The 17,572-nt window shown below is 65.2% G+C and carries 18 protein-coding genes and 1 pseudogene; 8 read left to right on the top strand and 11 right to left on the bottom strand.

Features of this window, described 5'->3' with window-relative positions; genetic code table 11:
• Positions 1 to 100: 100 nt before the first annotated feature.
• A complete protein-coding gene (locus tag AC3WLE_RS15805) occupies positions 101 to 601 on the top strand; it encodes a DUF6496 domain-containing protein (RefSeq protein WP_492319610.1) in 501 nt (166 codons plus the stop codon).
• Positions 602 to 751: 150 nt separating this feature from the next.
• Here the strand turns inward: AC3WLE_RS15805 and AC3WLE_RS15800 are convergent.
• Positions 752 to 981 (bottom strand): annotated as a pseudogene (locus AC3WLE_RS15800) (biotin carboxylase N-terminal domain-containing protein); the annotation flags it as partial.
• A 36-nt stretch (positions 982 to 1,017) separates the two neighbouring features.
• Here AC3WLE_RS15800 and AC3WLE_RS15795 point away from each other — a divergent pair.
• Positions 1,018 to 1,980, top strand: a complete 963-nt coding sequence (locus tag AC3WLE_RS15795; protein ID WP_492319482.1) for a tripartite tricarboxylate transporter substrate binding protein — start codon at positions 1,018 to 1,020, stop codon at positions 1,978 to 1,980.
• A gap of 15 nt (positions 1,981 to 1,995) precedes the next feature.
• On the opposite strand, the gene AC3WLE_RS15790 is transcribed toward AC3WLE_RS15795, so the two are convergent.
• The 9 genes from AC3WLE_RS15790 to AC3WLE_RS15750 form a co-directional block, all read right to left on the bottom strand.
• Positions 1,996 to 2,985: a 2-hydroxyacid dehydrogenase gene (locus tag AC3WLE_RS15790; RefSeq protein ID WP_492319483.1), complete on the bottom strand. Its 990-nt coding sequence runs from the start codon at positions 2,983 to 2,985 to the stop codon at positions 1,996 to 1,998.
• 20 nt (positions 2,986 to 3,005) lie between these two features.
• Positions 3,006 to 3,950: a sugar kinase gene (locus AC3WLE_RS15785; RefSeq protein ID WP_492355978.1), complete on the bottom strand. Its 945-nt coding sequence runs from the start codon at positions 3,948 to 3,950 to the stop codon at positions 3,006 to 3,008.
• Positions 3,947 to 4,735 carry a sugar phosphate isomerase/epimerase family protein gene (locus AC3WLE_RS15780; protein ID WP_492319485.1) on the bottom strand — a complete coding sequence of 263 codons (789 nt, stop codon included), beginning with the start codon at positions 4,733 to 4,735 and terminating at the stop codon, positions 3,947 to 3,949. The genes AC3WLE_RS15785 and AC3WLE_RS15780 overlap by 4 nt, the downstream gene beginning before the upstream one ends.
• Positions 4,732 to 5,466 (bottom strand): amino acid ABC transporter ATP-binding protein, encoded by a 735-nt coding sequence (locus tag AC3WLE_RS15775; RefSeq protein ID WP_492351369.1) that lies wholly within the window; start codon positions 5,464 to 5,466, stop codon positions 4,732 to 4,734. Before AC3WLE_RS15775 ends, AC3WLE_RS15780 begins: the two co-directional genes overlap by 4 nt.
• Positions 5,453 to 6,103, bottom strand: coding sequence for an amino acid ABC transporter permease (locus AC3WLE_RS15770; protein ID WP_492340418.1), 651 nt, complete (start codon positions 6,101 to 6,103; stop codon positions 5,453 to 5,455). Before AC3WLE_RS15770 ends, AC3WLE_RS15775 begins: the two co-directional genes overlap by 14 nt.
• Positions 6,100 to 6,858, bottom strand: coding sequence for an amino acid ABC transporter permease (locus AC3WLE_RS15765; protein WP_492319488.1), 759 nt, complete (start codon positions 6,856 to 6,858; stop codon positions 6,100 to 6,102). The genes AC3WLE_RS15770 and AC3WLE_RS15765 overlap by 4 nt, the downstream gene beginning before the upstream one ends.
• A gap of 54 nt (positions 6,859 to 6,912) precedes the next feature.
• The gene (locus AC3WLE_RS15760) at positions 6,913 to 7,716 is read right to left on the bottom strand and encodes a transporter substrate-binding domain-containing protein (protein ID WP_492319489.1); all 804 of its coding nucleotides are present in this window, start codon (positions 7,714 to 7,716) and stop codon (positions 6,913 to 6,915) included.
• 246 nt (positions 7,717 to 7,962) lie between these two features.
• Positions 7,963 to 9,018 carry a LacI family DNA-binding transcriptional regulator gene (locus AC3WLE_RS15755; RefSeq protein ID WP_492319490.1) on the bottom strand — a complete coding sequence of 352 codons (1,056 nt, stop codon included), beginning with the start codon at positions 9,016 to 9,018 and terminating at the stop codon, positions 7,963 to 7,965.
• A 131-nt stretch (positions 9,019 to 9,149) separates the two neighbouring features.
• Entirely contained in the window at positions 9,150 to 9,893 is a 744-nt protein-coding gene (locus tag AC3WLE_RS15750) for an SDR family oxidoreductase (protein ID WP_492319611.1), read from the bottom strand.
• 98 nt (positions 9,894 to 9,991) lie between these two features.
• Here AC3WLE_RS15750 and AC3WLE_RS15745 point away from each other — a divergent pair, with 98 nt between their 5' ends.
• The 6 genes from AC3WLE_RS15745 (at position 9,992) to phoU (ending at position 15,600) form a co-directional block, all read left to right on the top strand.
• On the top strand, positions 9,992 to 10,888 hold the full coding sequence (locus AC3WLE_RS15745) for an AraC family transcriptional regulator (RefSeq protein WP_200872552.1): 897 nt from the start codon (positions 9,992 to 9,994) through the stop codon (positions 10,886 to 10,888).
• Between the two features lie 210 nt (positions 10,889 to 11,098).
• Complete coding sequence (locus tag AC3WLE_RS15740) at positions 11,099 to 12,091, top strand: PstS family phosphate ABC transporter substrate-binding protein (protein ID WP_492319491.1); 993 nt, start codon at positions 11,099 to 11,101, stop codon at positions 12,089 to 12,091.
• 60 nt (positions 12,092 to 12,151) lie between these two features.
• Entirely contained in the window at positions 12,152 to 13,105 is a 954-nt protein-coding gene (gene pstC / locus AC3WLE_RS15735) for a phosphate ABC transporter permease subunit PstC (protein ID WP_492319492.1), read from the top strand.
• Positions 13,106 to 13,116: 11 nt separating this feature from the next.
• Entirely contained in the window at positions 13,117 to 14,040 is a 924-nt protein-coding gene (gene pstA, locus AC3WLE_RS15730; protein ID WP_492355979.1) for a phosphate ABC transporter permease PstA, read from the top strand.
• A 68-nt stretch (positions 14,041 to 14,108) separates the two neighbouring features.
• Complete coding sequence (gene pstB / locus AC3WLE_RS15725) at positions 14,109 to 14,894, top strand: phosphate ABC transporter ATP-binding protein PstB (protein WP_492319612.1); 786 nt, start codon at positions 14,109 to 14,111, stop codon at positions 14,892 to 14,894.
• A gap of 13 nt (positions 14,895 to 14,907) precedes the next feature.
• Positions 14,908 to 15,600, top strand: coding sequence for a phosphate signaling complex protein PhoU (gene phoU, locus AC3WLE_RS15720; protein WP_492319494.1), 693 nt, complete (start codon positions 14,908 to 14,910; stop codon positions 15,598 to 15,600).
• Positions 15,601 to 15,764: 164 nt separating this feature from the next.
• On the opposite strand, the gene AC3WLE_RS15715 is transcribed toward phoU, so the two are convergent.
• Positions 15,765 to 17,552, bottom strand: coding sequence for a cytochrome c biogenesis protein DipZ (locus AC3WLE_RS15715; RefSeq protein ID WP_492355980.1), 1,788 nt, complete (start codon positions 17,550 to 17,552; stop codon positions 15,765 to 15,767).
• Positions 17,553 to 17,572: the final 20 nt, after the last annotated feature.

The following is a 17,572-nucleotide window of genomic DNA, read 5'->3' as shown; positions in this document are numbered from 1 at the left end:
TTTTTTACCCGCCGGCAGATGGCGGGCCCTGAACAGCCGCCGCGGACATTGCATCTGCCATGGCCCGTGCCGGATGACCGCGGCTGTCATGGAGACGACCATGCCAAGGGCATCGAGCATAGCCCAAGCCAGGGCAGACAAGAGAGCAGGCAAGTCGCCGACCACCCAGGCCGGCCATTTCGTTCGTGACGAGATTGAAGCCGTGCGCAAGGGTAAGCACGGCGTGCGCTCGGCCAAGCAGGCCATAGCGATCGGCTTATCGGAGGCGCGCCGCGCCGGCGTCGATGTGCCGCCGAAGAAGGGCGCGACCAAGGCGGAAACCAAGTCCGCCGCCGCCAAGGCTGCGCCGCGCCGCGCGAGTTCAGAAAGCACGGCCAAGCGCTCCGAGGCAGCGCTCAAGGCACTCAAGCGCGAGAGCACCGCCGGCGCTTCTCCCAAGGCGCTGTCCGCCCAGGCCAAGAGCGCGGCAAGCAAGCGCACCGCGACCGATCGCTCGGCTGCGGCGAAGAAGGCGGCGAGCACCAAGGGTGCTGCCGGTCGCTCCGAAGCGGCCCGCAAGGCCGCTCGCACGCGTGCGGCAAAGAAGGAGTCAGCGCGTTAGCCAACCAGCGTACCGCTGTCGGCAAGCTGCGCGCCTGGCACGCGGCGCTCTCCGGCGTTCACCGCACTGAACCGACACGGAGGTAAGCCACCCACTCTCACTGTGCGGTCGAGCAGCGAGTAGGTCTCTTCGGCCAGGGGCTGGCGTAGAATCTGCCAGTGCGCCCTCGGAGCGCGGAACGCCGGGGACACCGGCTTCGATCATGGCGCGTTTGGCGCTGACCTTGTCGCCTACGCGCCGGATCGAAGCCGCCGTAGGCCCGATGCATACCAACCCGTCCCTTCCAACGGCTTCGGCAAAATCGGGGCGCTCTCGGACAAGAACCCATACCCGGGATGCGATGGTCTTTCACGTCGTGTGTCCGAGGCTTCCCCCGCGGAATAAGCTTCTTCGCCCCCCTGAATTGAGAGCCATAGATGCAATTGCCCCGCAAGCTGTTTCCCATGGCCGCCCTGCTGGCCTCACTTGCTGCCGTCGGCCAGGCGTCCGCGGCGCCCTACCCGGATCATCCTGTCGAACTCGTGGTGCCAAGCACGGCTGGCGGTGGTACCGACACGGTTGCGCGGGCCTTCAGCGAAGCCATGCGAAAGTATCTGCCGCAGCCGCTGACCGTGGTGAACAAGCCGGGTGCCAGCGGCGCAATCGGCATGACGGAAGTGGCCCGCGCCAAGCCCGATGGCTACAAGCTTGGCATCATCATCGCCGAAGCCGTGATCGTCCCGCATCTCGGGCCGACCACCCTCGACGCCGCCGCGCTGGTGCCGATCGCGCGCCTGAATGCCGATCCGTCCGCGATCACGGTCAAGGCCGACTCGCGCTGGAGCACCATCGAGGCGTTCCTGGAATTCGCCAAGGCGCACCCGGGGGAGGTGCAGGTCGGGAACTCCGGCCCGGGCTCGATCTGGCACCTGGCGGCGACGGCGCTGGAGGACAAGGCGCACGTCAGGTTCAATCATGTGCCGTTCTCCGGTGCGGCGCCGGCCCTGGTGGCGTTGATGGGCGGGCATATCGACGCGGTGGCCGTCAGTCCCGCCGAAGTATCGGCCTATGTGGCCGCAGGCAAGGTGAAGACGCTCGCGGTGATGGCCGGACAGCGGGTCAGGGGCTTCGAGAACGTTCCGACGCTGCGTGAGCGCGGTATCGATCTCTCGATCGGCACATGGCGCGGACTGGCCGCGCCCAAAGGCACGCCATCTGAAGTGCTCGAAACCCTTGCGGCCGCCAGCCGCAAGGCGGTGGCGGATCCTGTCTTCGTGGCGGCGCTGGGCCGGCAGAACCTTGGGATTGCCTATGCCGACGCCGTGACCTTCAAGGCGATGATCGCGGCAGACAACGCGGTGATGAAGGCACTGGTTGCCAGGACCAACCTGCGCAAGTGAGGCAGCGCGTCCGCATCAGGCGGCTGCCCGGGCGGCGAAGGCCGCGAGGTCGAAGCGCGCGGCGGGCTGCCGCCCGGCGAGCGCGTCCAGCAGGTTGCGCGTGGCGAGTTCAGCCATGGCGCGCCGGGTCTCATGCGTGGCCGAGCCGATATGGGGCAGGGCCGTCACCCTGGGATGGCTGCGCAGCGGTGAATCCTGCGGCAGGGGCTCGGTGGCGAAGACGTCCAGCCCGGCGGCGCGCAGGTGGCCGCTGTCGAGCGCCGCAAGCAGCGCGTCTTCCTGCACGATCTGGCCGCGCGCGCCGTTGACGAAGATGGCGCCCGGCTTCATCAGCGCGAACTCGCGGCGGCCCATCAGGCCGCGCGTGCTGTCGGTCAGGGGCAGCGTGACGGCGACGATATCGGCGCGCCGCAAGGCATTGTCGAGTTCCGTGCGGGCTGCGCGTCCCGCCAGGTCGGACGGTTCCGCTGCGGTCTCGTTGACATAGAGCACCTCCATGCCGAAGCCGAGCGCCGCGCGGCGTGCCACGGCCTGGCCGATGCGCCCGAAGCCCAGGATCGCCAGGATCTTGCCGTGCACGTCCCAGCCGAACAGGTTTTCACCGATATTGGCAGTCCAGCGGCCTTCGCTCACGTGGGCCGCCAGTTCGACCAGCCGACGGCTCGTGGCCATGATGAGCGCGAAGACGGTGTCGGCGGTGGTCTCGGTGAGTACGCCGGGCGTGTGGCACAGGGTGATGCCGCGCCGGTGCAGGCAGGGGAGGTCGTAGTTGTCGACCCCCACCGAAATACTCGAGATCACCTCCAACTGGCCCGCTTCGGCCAGTTCCGCCGCGCTCAGCTTCACGCTGGAGCCGATCAGGCCGTGGGCGTTGGCCAGCGCGGCGCGGAAGGCAGGCCGTTGTGCCGGCTGGCGCGGGTCGGCCACGATCACATCGTGTTCCGACTCGATCCTGGCGAGCAGGTCGTCAGGAATCGGGCGGAACACCAGGACATTCTTGCGCATGGGTAATCCTTGCAGTGGCATCACAACATGGCGGCCGCCAGCTGGGCATGGGTCGGCAGGCCTTCGGTATCGCCGCGCACCTGCACCGCGCGGGCGCCGATCCAGGCGCCGCGCCGGACGGCATCGGCCACCGGGCGGCCCTCCAGCAGCGCGCTGATCACGCCCACGGCAAAGCCATCGCCGGCGCCAACGGTGTCGACGACACGCTCGACGCTGAATGCCTCGACATGGCCGGTGCCGGCCTCGCCATCGAAGTAGGCGCCGTCGGCGCCCAGCTTCACCACCACCAGCCTGGCGCCGCGCGCGCGGTAGAAGGCGGCAATGCGTTCCGGCTCGGCGTGGCCGGTGAGGAAGTGGCCCTCTTCGATGCCGGGCAGCACCCAGTCGCACTGCTGCGCCAGGTCGTTCAGCGTCTCCCGCATCAACTCGGGCGAGGCCCACAGCGTGGGCCGCAGGTTGGGATCGAAAGAGATCGTGCGGCCGGCGGCCTGCATGGTGGCGATGGCCTGGCGCGTGGCAGCCTGCGTGCCTGCGGCCAGCGCGGGGAACACGCCGGTGACGTGCAGGTGCCGCGAGCGCCGCAGCCACCTGCCGTCCAGGTGCTCCGGGTTCATGCGGCTGGCCGCCGAGCCGCGGCGGTGGTATTCGACGGGCGGATCGCTGCCGTCGTCGACCCGGCCCTTGAACTGGAAACCGGTGCGCTCACCGGGCTCGCACACCACCTGGCTGCAATCCACGCCTTCCCGCTGCATTTCACCGAGCAGGTAGCGCGCCATCGAGTCGTCGCCCAGGCGGCTGGCCCATCCGACCTTCAGGCCCAGGCGCGACAGGCCGATGGCCACGTTGGTCTCGGCACCGGCGGTGCGCTTGTGGAAGGTCTGTGCGCCTTCGAGCGGCCCGGCTTCGCCGGCGACCAGCATCAGCATCGCCTCGCCCAGCGTGACCACGTCAAGATCGGTGCTCATGCGGGGACCTCCACCGAGCGCAGCAGTTCGACATGATGGCGCGTGACCTGCACCAGGTCTTCGCCTTGCAGGGGGAATTCGATCGCACGCGCAACGTGCGTGGGCAGGCGGCGCAAGACGCTGCGCCAGGGTGCCGCCGACTGGTCCAGCGGCACCGCGATCCATTTGGCGGGCGTGCGCTGCACGCCTTTGCAGTGCACGTAGCCGACGCCGGCGCCGAAGACCTGCGCGGCGTCGAGCGGGTCTTCGCCGGTCCAGTGCCAGTTGCCCATGTCGAAGGTCATCGGCACGTTCTCGCCGAGCGCCATGATACGCGCGAAGAAATCGCGCAGCGGCGGCACGGTGCCGGCCTGGGCGGTCTGGTCGTTTTCCACGACGAGTTCGATGCCATCGTGCCGCAGCCAGGGAAGCAGTGCTTCCAGTGCCGTGCCTTGCCGATAGCCGCCAAGCGACATCTTGACCCGGGTCGCACCGAGCGCCAGCGCGGTCGTGAAGGCACGGTCGAGCGCGGCGGCATCGAGGCTGCCGGCTTCGCTCCAGAGGCCTTCCGGGCTGGACCAGACCACGCTCAGCCCATGCTGCCGCGCGACCTCGCGCTGTTCAATGACTTCATCCTTGTGCCCGCGCTGGAGTTCGCCGCGGAATTCCACGCCGTCCGCGCCGGCTGCCGCGGCAATCCGCGCCAGCGCGGCCTGTCCGTCGCGCAGGGCGAGGTCGGCGCCATAGGCTGTCAACGAGATCAGCACCGGCGGGCGCGAAGCACCATCTGCTTGCCACTGGCTCATTTCAGTGCTCCCGCGCCGAGGAATTGCAGCAGTTCCGGTGTCCGCGGCTGCGCGAATAGCGCCTTCGATGGCCCCGCCTCGTGGACCTTGCCCTGGTGCATGAAGATGGTGGTATGCGCCATGCGGCGCGCGAACTCCATTTCATGCGTGACCAGCACCATGGTCATGCCGGAGGCGGCCAGGTTCTCCATGACCCGAAGCACTTCCGCCGTCAGCTCGGGGTCGAGCGCGGAGGTGACCTCGTCGAACAGCATTACCTTGGGCTCCATCGCCAGCGAACGGGCGATGGCCACGCGCTGCTGCTGGCCGCCCGAGAGCTGCTCGGGGTAGCAGTCCTTCTTGTCGAGCAGGCCGACCTGGGTCAGCACCTGGTCGACGATGCCGTCGATCTTGCCGGCTGCCATCTTCTTCACGATGGACGGCGCCAGCGCGATGTTCTCGCCCACGGTCAGGTGCGGAAACAAGTTGTAGCTCTGGAACACCATGCCCACGTCGCGGCGCAGGTCGAGCAGGCGCTTGCGGTCGTGATCCAGCTTGTGTCCGGCGACGGTGATATTGCCGGCGTTGATCGTCTCCAGGCCGTTCAGGCAACGCAGCATGGTGCTCTTGCCGGAGCCGCTGCGGCCGATGATGGCGACCACCTGGCCCGGCTCGATCGCAAACGAAACGCCCTTCAGGACTTCGACGGCGCCATACGACTTGTGCACGCCTTGTGCTTCAACGATTGACATGGAGCCTCCTTTCCATGCGCCGGGCTGCCGCCGACAGCGGGAAGCAGAGCGCGAAGTAGATAAGTGCGACGACGACGAAGACCGCGAAGGGCTGGAAGGTCGCGTTGTTGATCAGCTGGCCGGCGCGGGTCAGTTCGATGACGCCGATGATGGAAGTGATCGAGGTGTTCTTGACCAGCTGGACCGAGAACCCGACCGTGGGCGGCAAGGCCAGCCGCACGGCCTGCGGCAGCACCACGTAGCGCAGCTGCTGCCAGCGGGTGAGGGCAAGCGCTTCGCTGGCCTCCCACTGTCCTTGCGGCACGGCCTCGATGCAGCCGCGCCAGATCTCGCCAAGGTAGGCGCTGGCGTAGATCGACATCGCCAGCATGGCCGCGACCATCGGCGACAGCTTGAGCCCGAGCACGGAGAGTCCGTAGTAGCTCAGGAACAGCACGATCAGCACCGGCGTGCCTTGCACGACCTGGATATAGGCCGTGCTGGCCAGGCGCAGCAGCGGGCTTCCGGAGGTACGCGCCAGTGCCACCAGAAAACCGGCCAGCGTGCCGCCGACGAAGGCGAGCAAGGTCACCCACAGCGTCCAGCGTGCCGCCAGCAGCAGCATTTCAAGATGATTCCAGGAGAACTCGGTGATCATTTCGCGCTCCCAGCAACCGCTGCCGTCAGTTCCGTTTGCGCCAGCGGCACGATCCGGGCCGTGCGGGCCAGCTTTCGTGCGCGCGCCACCACGCGGCGCCGCTTGAACACCAGGTTGCCGATCAGGCCGAACATGGCGCGCAGCAGCAGTGCCAGCCCGATGTAGATGAACATGACCAGGATGTAGCTCTCGAAGGTGCGGAAAGTCTGCGAATCGACCTGGCTGGCGACCGCGGTCAGCTCTTCCACCGAGATCGTCGACACCACGCTCGAGGTCAGCATCATCAGCGTGAACTGGCTGGTCAGGGCCGGATAGACCTTCTCGAAGGCCGGCACCAGGGCGACGTGGCGGATCAGCTGCCAGCGTGTCATGCCCAGCGCGGCGGCGGCCTCAAGTTGCGAGCGGTGAACCGCCTGCAGGCCGGCCCGGATGATCTCCGTCGAGTAGGCGCCGAGGTTGACAGTCATCGCGATCACCGCGGCGGTGACGGCATCGATCTGCAGGCCCACGGTCGGCAAGCCGAAGAAGATGATGAAGAGCTGGATCAGGAAGGGCGTGTTGCGGATGGCTTCGACATATGCCCTGGTGGCACGCTGCAGCCACGGACCGCCAAAAGCGGCGGCAATCGCGCCGGCGGTGCCGACCACGGTGCCAAGCAGGATCGAGCCGAAGCTGAGCGCCAGCGTCATCGCCGCGCCTTCCGCGAAGCGGTCCAGCTGCGACAGCACCGGGGTCCATTCGAATTGGTAGTTCATGCGGGTCTCCTGGCACGCCGGCTGGCGCCGGCGCGCAACCTCAGACGGCCTGGTTCAGAACGCTTGCAGCGTGGGCAGCGCCTTGCCGGTCCACTTCTGCGCAATGGCGTCGAGTTCGCCGTTCAGCTTGACGTAGGAGATGGTGGTGTTGAGCCACTGGCGCAGCTCGAAGGCGTCGCGGCGCACGGCCATCGAATTGGGTTGCACCGAGAACGCGAACTTGGCGTCGAACTTGCCGGCGCCGCGCGCCTTCATGATCTCGTTGCCGGTGGTATTGGGCAGGGCAATGGCTTCGACCTGGTTGCTGATCAGCGCCTGCGCGCAGGTGGCATCGTCCTCGAAGCGGACGATGTTCATGCCGGGCACGGCCAGCCGGGTCAGCGCGGTGTCCTGTGTGGTGCCGCGCGTCACGCCGACCTTCTTCTTCCCGAGCTCAGTCAGCTTGGCGTACTTGGCGGCGACGGGCGCAAAGATGGTCAGCTCGAACGCGCTGTAGGGCGCACTGAACATGATGGCCCGCGCCCGCTCGGGCGTCGGCGCCAGCGTCGCCACCAGGAAATCGACCTTGCCGGCCTCCAGCGCCGGAATCCGGCTGGGTGAGGTGAGCGGGACGATATCGACCGGAACGCCCAGGTACTTGCCGAGCAGGTTGGCCACGTCGACGTCATAGCCGGCGGGTTTGCCGGTGGCGTCCGTGGTGCCGAAGGGCGGGGCGCCGGTCACCACGCCGATGGTGACCTTGCCCTTCTTGACGATCTCGGCGACGGTCTGCGCCTGGGCGGTGAAAGCGGCGCTGGTCAGGACCAGCAGAGTCAGCACGGGCGCGGCTACGCGGCGCAACAAGCGTTGAACGTTCATTTATGTCTCCTGCACGTATATGGGTGTGTCGCTGGCGTCGCAGCGTTTCGGCAAGCACCGTCTTGAAACCGGTTTCAGGATTATAGGAAACCGGTTTCAGGGATCCAACAGTGGAAACCCTTACGGGCAAAAACTGCGTTCGACGGATGCGGAAACAGCCACGTCAGGCACCCGCGGTACGTGCGAAGCGGGTGCAGGCGTGGATCTAGCGGGCGCGGTGGAAGCCGGTGGGGAGCGGCTCTGCAGTCAGGCGCGGCGCGTGGATCCGCGCGTGACCAAGGTGCCGGGCAACAGCACCCGGCGCGGCGGCAGTTGCGCGCCTTGCAGGCGCTCGATCAGGCAGTTGGTGGCGACGCGCCCGATATCGTCGGTGGGCTGGGAAATGGCGCTGAGGCCGGGGCCGACCAATGCCGCCCATTCCGGATCATCGAAGCCGATCAGGCCCAGGTCGGTGCCAAGCTGCCAACCCAGTCTGGCGGCCGATGCGGCCACGCGCAGCGAGATCACTGCGTTGGCCGCCAGCACCGCAACGGGTGCCTGTCCGGCGCCACGGCGCAGGGCGCGCAGCGCTTCATCGAGGGCCTCGTCGTCACCCCGCTGGGCTTCAAAAACGGTCCCGCCAACCGTGTCCGCGTGTTCGGCGACAAAGGCCTGGAACGCGCGCGCGCGCTCGTTGCGCGAGCTGATGGCCTTGATCGGCTCGCTGATGAACAGCAGGCGCCGATAGCCGGCTTCGACCAGGTGGCCGGCGGCTTCCTGGACGGCGGTCTGGTTGTCCAGGGCCACCAGGTCGACTTCGGCATCGCCGACCTTGCGGTCGACCAGTACCACTGGCTTGCCCAACTGCGCCGCATCGGCCAGGGCGCCGGCATCGTGGCCCAGCGTGTGCAGGATAAAGCCTTCGACCCGGTAGGCGGACAGCGAGCGGATGGCTTCGCGCTCAAGTTGCTCGTCATTGCCGAGGTTGAACAGCATCACCATATAGCCGGCGTCGCGGCAGGCCTTCTCGACGCCGCGCAGCACGGCCACCGAGAACGAATTGGAGACATCCGCGACCACCAGCCCGATCAGGCGCGACTTGCCGCGCTTGAGCCCCTGCGCCATCGGGCTGGGGCTGTAGCCGAGCGCGCGGATGGCCGCGGCGACGCGCGCCTCCACGTCCGCGGACAACTGCTCGCCGCCCCGGTTCAGGTAGCGCGATACGGTTGCCTTGGAGACGCCCGCATAGTCGGCAACGTCCTGGATGGTGAGCTTCTCTGCAGGTTTCTGGTCGGACACAGGTCGGGTAACTGGGCGCGGCATAGGATTCGGGTCTCGGTGAAACCAGTTTCACGATTATGCCTCGGGCGTGTCGGGATGTGCCAGCATCCGGGGCGATTGGGCTCCGATACCTGGTGCGGCGAACCGTCGAAGGGCCAGATGCCCTTCGACGCTCATCCCGAATGAGCCAGCGCTACCGCATCGGCACCTGCCGGAAACCGAAGCAGCCCGGACCTGTCGCTGGTGGCACGCCACACCGCTTCGGCCACATCGGCCTCGGTCGTCACCGCTGCCGGTTGCGAGAGTGAAGCAAAGATGCGCTGCGCGAAAGGCGCGTACGCCTCGGGGATCAGGCCCTCCATGCGCGGTCCCCCGTTGCTGGTAAAGCGCGTGGTCGGTCCGTAGCCTGGCTCGACCAGCTTCACGCTCACGTTGAACGCTTCGAGCTCGAACGCGATCGACGCGGTGAAGCCTTCGATGGCCATCTTGCTCGCGGTGTAGACGGCCACCATCGGCATCGGCGCCAGCGTCGTGCTGGAGGTCACGTTCACCACCACGCCCGACCTGCGCGCACGGAACTGGGGCAGCACCGCCTGGGTCATCGCCATTACCCCGAACGTGTTGGTCTCGAACACCTCGCGCGTCGTGGCCATCGGCGTGGCCTCGAAGGCGCCAAACAGGCCAATGCCCGCGTTGTTGACGAGCACGTCGACGGGCCCGCTCGCTGCAAGCGCGGCGGCGATGCTTTCGGGCTTTGTCACGTCGAGCGCCAGCACGCGGATCCGGTGGGATCGGGGCAAGAGGTCTTGGTTCGGCGTTCGCATGGTGGCGATGACGTTCCAGCCCTGCGAGTGGAAGTGGCGCGCGGTTTCAAGGCCATAGCCAGAGGAGCAGCCGGTAATCAGCACGGTTTTCATGGAGGTTTCGGTGTTGGTTTTGATGTCGGTAACGATAGCGGGCATGCGACGGACTTCCTACAATGAAAAGTCCAGATTTCATTTGCAATCGTCCGCGGATGAGCGATCCCCTGTCAGAAGTCATCTCGCTGCTCCAGCCGCGTGCCGTGTTCTCGAAGCGCATCAGCGGCGCCGGCCGCTGGGGTGTTCGCTACGCTGACTACGGCCAGCCAAGCTTCTGCGCCGTGCTCGAGGGCAGTTGTCGTCTCGCCGTCGACGGCCAGCATGCCCTCACGCTTGAGGCGGGCGACTTCGTGCTCCTGCCGGCAACGCCGGGCTTCACCTTGTCGGGCTTTGAGCCGGTGGCGCCCGAGTGCATCGACCCGAAAGTGACGTCCGCGCCGATGGGCGAAGTTCGTCACGGCAGGCGCGGTGGACGCCCCGATGTGCGACTGCTCGGCGGCTACTTCGTCTTCGACTCGTCCAATGCCGCGTTACTGGTGTCGCTGTTGCCGGCGCTGGTGCATGTGCGCGGCGCCGAGCGGCTTTCGGCCATCGTCCGGCTCGTCGGCGAGGAATCGGGTGAACGGAGGTCGGGCCGCGAGCTCGTGCTCACGCGCCTGGTGGAGGTGCTGCTGATCGAAGCGCTGCGCTCAACGTCGGGGGAGGACGCGCCCCCGGGGTTGCTGCGCGGCCTGGCCGATGCGCGACTCGCGTCGGCGATGCGGCAGATGCACGCCGATCCCGCGCGCTCGTGGACGGTGGCCCAGCTCGCAAGGAAGGCCGCGCTGTCGCGCTCGACCTTTTTTGAGCGCTTCACGCGCGCCGTGGGAATGCCACCGATGGAATACCTGGTCGCCTGGCGCATGGCCGTGGCGAAGGACCTGCTCCGTCGCCATGACTTCGGGATCGCCGAAGTTGCTGAACGCGTCGGCTACGGCTCGGCGAGTACCTTCAGCACCGCGTTCAGCCGGCACGTCGGCCAGCCACCGAGTCTCTACGCGCGCAAAGGTTAGGACGTCACATGGAAAGCGCTTCTGAAGGTGACCGGGCAGCGAGCTGTTGAGGCACGTCATCCCAAGACTGTGCGGGGACGTTTTATGCACTTGTCACGGACAGTCACTTCACTGTCATCGTTTAGTCACAATGCATTCATAGAACTAGATTTGCAGAATCGCAGTTTCCATTCTGGCTCTGTCCACCCATCGAGACAAAGGGGGTTCAAGATGCGCTTCAATCCTCACGCTGCACTGGTGGTTGCTGCGTTTGCGATCAGCACCCAGGCCGCGCACGGCCAGGCCATTGTCAAGATCGACGGCTCCAGTACCGTCTATCCGGTCACCGAAGCCGTAGCTGAAGATTTCCAGAAGGCCAGGAAAGGGGCGGCCAAGGTCACTGTGGGCATCTCCGGCACCGGCGGCGGCTTCAAGAAGTTCTGCCGCGGCGAAACCGATATCTCGAACGCCTCGCGCCCTATCCTGAAGCAGGAAATGGAAGCGTGCGCGCAGACGGGCGTCAAATACTACGAGCTTCCTATTGCCTTCGACGCGCTGACTGTCGTCGTCAACCCGAAGAACACTTTCGTCAGGCAACTGACTGTGGAGCAGCTCAAGAAGATGTGGGAGCCGGCGGCACAAGGCAAGGTCACGACCTGGAAGCAAGTCGATCCTTCGTTCCCGGACGCACCCCTGAAGCTGTTCGGCGCAGGCTCGGATTCGGGTACTTTTGACTATTTCACGGAAGCCATTGTCGGCAAGGCCAAGTCTTCCCGCGGCGACTACACCGCCTCCGAAGACGACAATGTCCTGGTGCAGGGCGTCTCGCGCGATGTGAACGGCCTCGGGTATTTTGGCTACGCCTATTATGAAGAGAACAAGGGCAAACTGAGGGCCGTCCCTATCGTCAACAAGAGCGGCAAGGCCGTGGCTCCGGGCGCCAGTGCCGTCCTGGATGGTTCATACAATCCGCTTTCGCGGCCGATCTTCATCTACGTCAATGAGAAGTCGCTCGAGAAGCCCGAGGTCAAGGACTTCGTTGCCTACTACCTTCAGCACGGGGCGCGCCTGGCTTCCGAGGTGAAATATGTTCCCCTCCCCGCCAGGGCCTATACGATTGCAGCGGAGCACCTGGCGAAGAAGAAGCTTGGCACGGTGTTTGGCGGTGAACCCGACGTGGCGGTCACCATCGATTCCCTGCTGGCTCGCGAAGCAAAGCTGTAACCGATGCCTGGCGCGGGCCGGCACCCGCGCCAGGGCCAGGATGCTCGCCTGAAGGCTGCCATGCCAGAACCCTCTACCGCAACCGCTCCCACGGACATCACCCCACATGTGGTCAGCGAGCGGCTTGCCAGAAAAGCCTTCCGGAACACAAAGGAACGCGTGATCGAGGGCGTCCTCTTTCTTGCCGCCTCGGTTTCCGCTATTGCGACCGTGGGCATCGTGGGGGTCCTGGTCAGCGAGTCGGCGCACTTCTTCGGCAGCATTCCCGTCTGGCAATTTTTCACCGATACGCTGTGGACGCCGCTCTTCGCAGAACCCCGCTACGGCATCCTGCCGCTGCTGCTGGGCACCTTGAGCACATCACTGGTCGCGCTGGCCGTCGCCATTCCGCTTGGCACCGTGATTGCCATCTATCTCTCGGAGTTCGCCAATCCCTCGCTCCGGGAAGTCATCAAGCCGTTCCTTGAATTGCTTGGCGGCATTCCCACCATCGTCTACGGCTACTTCGCCCTTACGGTCATCACGCCGCTGCTGCAAGCGCTGATCCCTTCGCTGCCGGGCTTCAATATGCTTTCGGCCGGGCTCGTGATGGGCATCGCCATCATCCCCTACGTCAGTTCGCTGGCCGAAGACGCGATGCGGGCGGTGCCAATGAGCATCCGCGAAGGCTCCTATGCCATGGGCGGCACACGCTTCCAGACCTCGGTGCGAGTCGTCGTGCCTGCCGCGTTGTCCGGAATCATGTCCGCCTACATCCTGGGGATCTCCCGTGCCGTGGGCGAAACCATGATCGTTGCGGTGGCCGCCGGCATGCAGCCAAATTTCACTATCAATCCCATGGAGCCTGCCCAGACCATCTCCGCTTACATCGTGCAGGTGGCGCTGGGCGACCTCCCGCATGGCTCCATCGGCTACCAATCCATCTTCGCCGCGGGGTTGACGCTGATGCTGATGACGCTGTTCTTCAACATTCTGGGGCACATCATTCGCCGCCGCTATCGCGAGGCCTATTGAAGGGTACGTCCATGCACCAGCCGCCACTCGACGCGATGCGCGTCATCATCAAGTCCAATAAGCGTTGGGACCTGTTCTTCGCCATTGCAGGCTTTATCGCCCTGCTTGTCGGCATCCTGACTTTCGTTGCGCTCTTCGTCCAGATGGCCTATACGGGCTGGGAACGTCTCACACCGGAGTTCTTCGCCAACTTTCCGTCGAGGCGGGCTGCGCAGGCCGGCATACTTTCCGCCTGGGTCGGCTCCTTGCTGGTGATGCTGGTGACGGCCATGGCAGCCGTTCCGTTGGGGATTGCCGCCGGCACCTACCTGGAAGAATACGCACCCAAGAACCTGGTCACCGACGTGATCGAGATCAACGTCACCAACCTGGCTGGCGTGCCCTCCATCATCTATGGCCTGCTCGCACTTGGGATCTTCGTCTATGCCTTTGGCTTCGGCCAGAGCATCCTCTCCGCTGGCCTGACGCTCGCACTGCTCATTCTTCCGGTCGTTATCGTGGCCACACGCGAGGCGATTCGCGCCATCCCGCAGCATATTCGTGAAGGCGCGTACGGGCTGGGTGCCACCCGGTGGCAGGTAACCCGTGACCACATCGTCCCATACTCCATGCCCGGCATCATGACCGGCGTCATCATTGGCATGTCGCGCGCCATTGGCGAGACCGCCCCCATCATAACCATCGGCGCACTCACCTTTATCGCATTCCTGCCACCGTCGCCGTTCGAGCCAGGATTCCCCTGGATCAATCTTGATTGGCTCTGGTCAGGCTTCACCGTGATGCCGATCCAGATGTTCAACTGGACCTCCCGCCCCGAGGAAGCCTTTCAGCAGAACGCCGCTGCAGCCGGGTTTATCCTGGTCCTGATGACACTTTCGATGAACGGACTTGCGATCTGGATTCGCTATCGCCTGAGGAGGGACATCAAGTGGTAAGCAACGCCATTCCCGTGTCAGACCAGGCCGGTTACGCCGCTCCGGCACGCAATGCCATCGCGCAAGAGCTGAAGGCGCATGCCCTGGATCCGACTCCTGTGAAGGCGGCTGCGATCAACTTCAGCTTCTACTATGGAACCTTCCAGGCGCTCAAGGACGTCAACCTGCCCATCCAGGAGAAGCGTGTCACTGCCCTGATCGGCCCCTCTGGCTGCGGCAAGTCGACCTTGTTGCGATCTTTCAATCGCATGCATGACCTCTACCCGGGCAACCGGTACGAGGGCGACATCCGCCTCTATCCCGACAACACCAATATCCTCGATCCCAGAGTCGATCCCATAGAAGTGCGCATGCGCATCGGCATGGTCTTCCAGAAGCCAAATCCCTTCCCCAAGTCGATCTACGAAAACGTTGCCTATGGGCTGCGCCTGCGGGGGGCGAAGAGTCGGTCCATGCTCGATGAACGCGTCGAGGTGGCCCTGCGGGATGCTGCTCTGTGGGACGAGGTCAAGGACCGTCTTCAGGCCCAGGCTATGACCTTGTCCGGCGGACAGCAGCAGCGTCTTTGCATCGCACGATGCCTGGCCACCGACCCTGAGATCCTGCTGTTCGACGAGCCAACCTCGGCACTGGACCCGATTGCCACGGCCAGTATCGAAGAACTCATCAGCCAGCTGCGGGCACGCGTCACCATCCTGATCGTGACCCATAACATGCAGCAAGCGGCTCGGGTGTCCGACTACACCGCCTATATGTACATCGGCGAGCTGATCGAACATGGCCAGACCAACCAGATCTTCCTCAAGCCAACTCAGCAGGCCACGGAAGACTACATCACCGGACGTTTCGGCTGAACGGGGACGCCCCATGACCGAGAAACACTTGTCCAGCCAGTTCGATGCCGACCTTGCCGATATCTCCACGGAAGTCTTGCAGATGGGCGGGCTGATAGAGGCGCAGGTTCAGTCGGCAATCCGTGCATTGGAGACATTCGATGTGAGCCTTGCGGAGAACGTCATCGCGACGGAGGCGCGTGTCAACCGGCAGGAAGTCGAAATTGACGCGCATTGCAGCGACATCATCGCCCGGCGGCAGCCCACGGCTCGCGACCTGAGACTGCTGATGGCAATCTCGAAGACCATCACCAACCTGGAGCGTGCAGGAGACGAGGCCTACCACATCGCGACGCGCTCGAAGCACATCATCTGCGAAGTGTCGCGCCCGACCATCGACTTTTCCGAGCTCCGCGTCTCCACTGCACTCGCTGTCGAAATGCTCCGTAAGGCCCTGGATGCCTTTGCCAGGCTCGACGCCGCTGCCGCGGCAGAAATCGTGCAGGAAGATCGCGCCCTCGATGAAGAATTCCGCGGCTTCGTGCGCAAGCTCATGAGCTACATGATGGAGAACCCGAAGCTGATCTCCGTGTCGCTCGACTATCTCTTCATCGCCAAGGCGATCGAACGCATCGGCGACCACGCCACGAACATCGCTGAATTCACGATCTACATCATCAAGGGCACCGATGTCCGGCACATCGGGCAGGAAGCAAGCAAAGATTGAGCAGCGCTCTGCGCTTGTTTCGTAGTGTCCTGTCCCGCAAATAAACTCGATATGAAATCGCCCAGTTGCCCGCCATGCGTCGTTGCTCGTCGTTGCCATAGCTACGGCTATGGCGCCTCCTTGCGCCTAGCCTGACGAGCACAAGCTATTAGCGGGACAGGACACTAGCCGAAGGTGAAGGCATAAGCCTGGGCACCGGGGTCCAGGAACCGGATCGTGAAAGTGCGCTCGCCTACGTCGCCCTCCTGGCGTACCAGCTGATAGAGCCGTGTCTGTGTGACCGCGCCATTGCCGGCTGCATCGGTGTCCGAGCCGTGGCTGTCGCCTGGGGGCTTGCCGTCGACCGTTACTACAAAACGCACTGCCCGGCCATCGGCTGCAGGCCCCAGCACAAGGTGCAGGTCGCGCGCGTGAAAGCGATAGGCGATTCCGCCGCCGGCGCGGTTGAGCGTTGCCTGCTCGGCACCGACGGTCCAGCTGCCTGACAGGCCCCACTCGTTGAGGCGAAGCTTGCTGACTGTGTACGCGCGCGGTGCGTCCTGCCGGGTGCCCCCAGGAGAGGCGAAATTCTCCGCTTGCATGTAACCGACGTAGGTTTCGACGGAGCGAACGTTGTCAAGGTCCGGTGCCGCCTGTGCGCCACGCGCGTCGGGGGCGACCACATCGCGTGCCACCGACCGATTGCCGGCCTCCGCCAGCAGCGACTGGATGACGCGCTCGGAATTGGCGTAGTTGCCCTCGCCGAACTGGTGGTGGCGGATATTGCCGCGGGCGTCGACAAAGTAGGCGGCGGGCCAGTAGCTGTTCCTGAATGCGCGCCAGATGCGGTAGTCGTTATCGACTGCCACGGGGAAGCCAATGCGGAAATCTGCGATCGCGCGGCGGACGTTCGCCGGTGTCTTCTCGAAGGCGAACTCGGGCGTATGCACGCCGACTACCGTCAGGCCCCGATCCTTGTACTTCTCCGCCCAGGCCCGGAGGTAGGGGAGGGTGCGAATGCAATTGATGCAAGAGTAGGTCCAGAAATAGACCAGTGTGACCTTGCCCTGCAGCTGGTCGCGCGACAGCGGCGGGGAGTTGATCCATTGCGTTGCACCATCGAGCGAAGGCAGGCGACCCTCCACGGGCAAGTGGCTCGGGACGAGCACGGGTGTTTCATTTGTGGCAAGCAGCACGCCACCGCGGTTGGCGTCATTCCTGGCTTGCGGCGCAAGCCGCTCCTTGCGCAGCGCATCGACCAGCGCCTGCTCGATCCGTGCCGGTCCGGCTGCGGACAAGCGTGCCAGCAGGCCGGTGTCGGCACCGAGTCCGATGACAAGTACCCCGCCCAGCACACCCGCACCCAGACCTCGACGCAGCCATTCGCCAGCGCCCATTGACCGCTTCATTGCAGTGAGCACGTGGCCGCCGATGCCGAGCGCGGCGGCTAGAGAGGTGGCTGCCCCGGCGGCATAGGCAGCCAGCGTCAGCGAAGTCGATACGCTCGCGCCATTCAGGGCCGCACCTGTCAGCACAAGACCGAGGATCGGGCCGGCGCATGGGGCCCACAGCATGCCGGTGGCGACGCCAAGCAGCAGCGAGCTCCATGGAGAAGCCTGCGAGGACGAAGGCGCCGTGGTCGAGTTGCTGGCAGCCAGCCGGTTGCCGAGCGCCACCACAGGCCGCGCGAGGGTACTCGCCAGCTTCGGCAGGAGCAGGGACAGCCCGAAGACTGCCAGCAGGACCAGGGCGGCGAGGCGCCCGTACTCGTTGAAGCGCACGGCCCATGCGCCGCCCACCGACGCCAGCGTGGCTATGGCGGAAAAGGTCAGTGCCATGCCGGCCAGCATCGGCAGCTTGCCGCGCAGGAACGGCTGGCCGGTGCGGCTGAGGACAAAGGGCAGGACGGGCAGGATGCACGGGCTCAGGATGGTCAGTACACCCCCAAGGTAGGCGAGTATCAGCAGGGTCATGATCAGTGTCCTTTCCTAAA

This window comes from Cupriavidus sp. FW306-1B-F12B (assembly GCF_058781795.1).
Note: the sequence above shows the minus strand (reverse complement) of the source record. Positions and strands in the feature narration are given on the sequence as shown.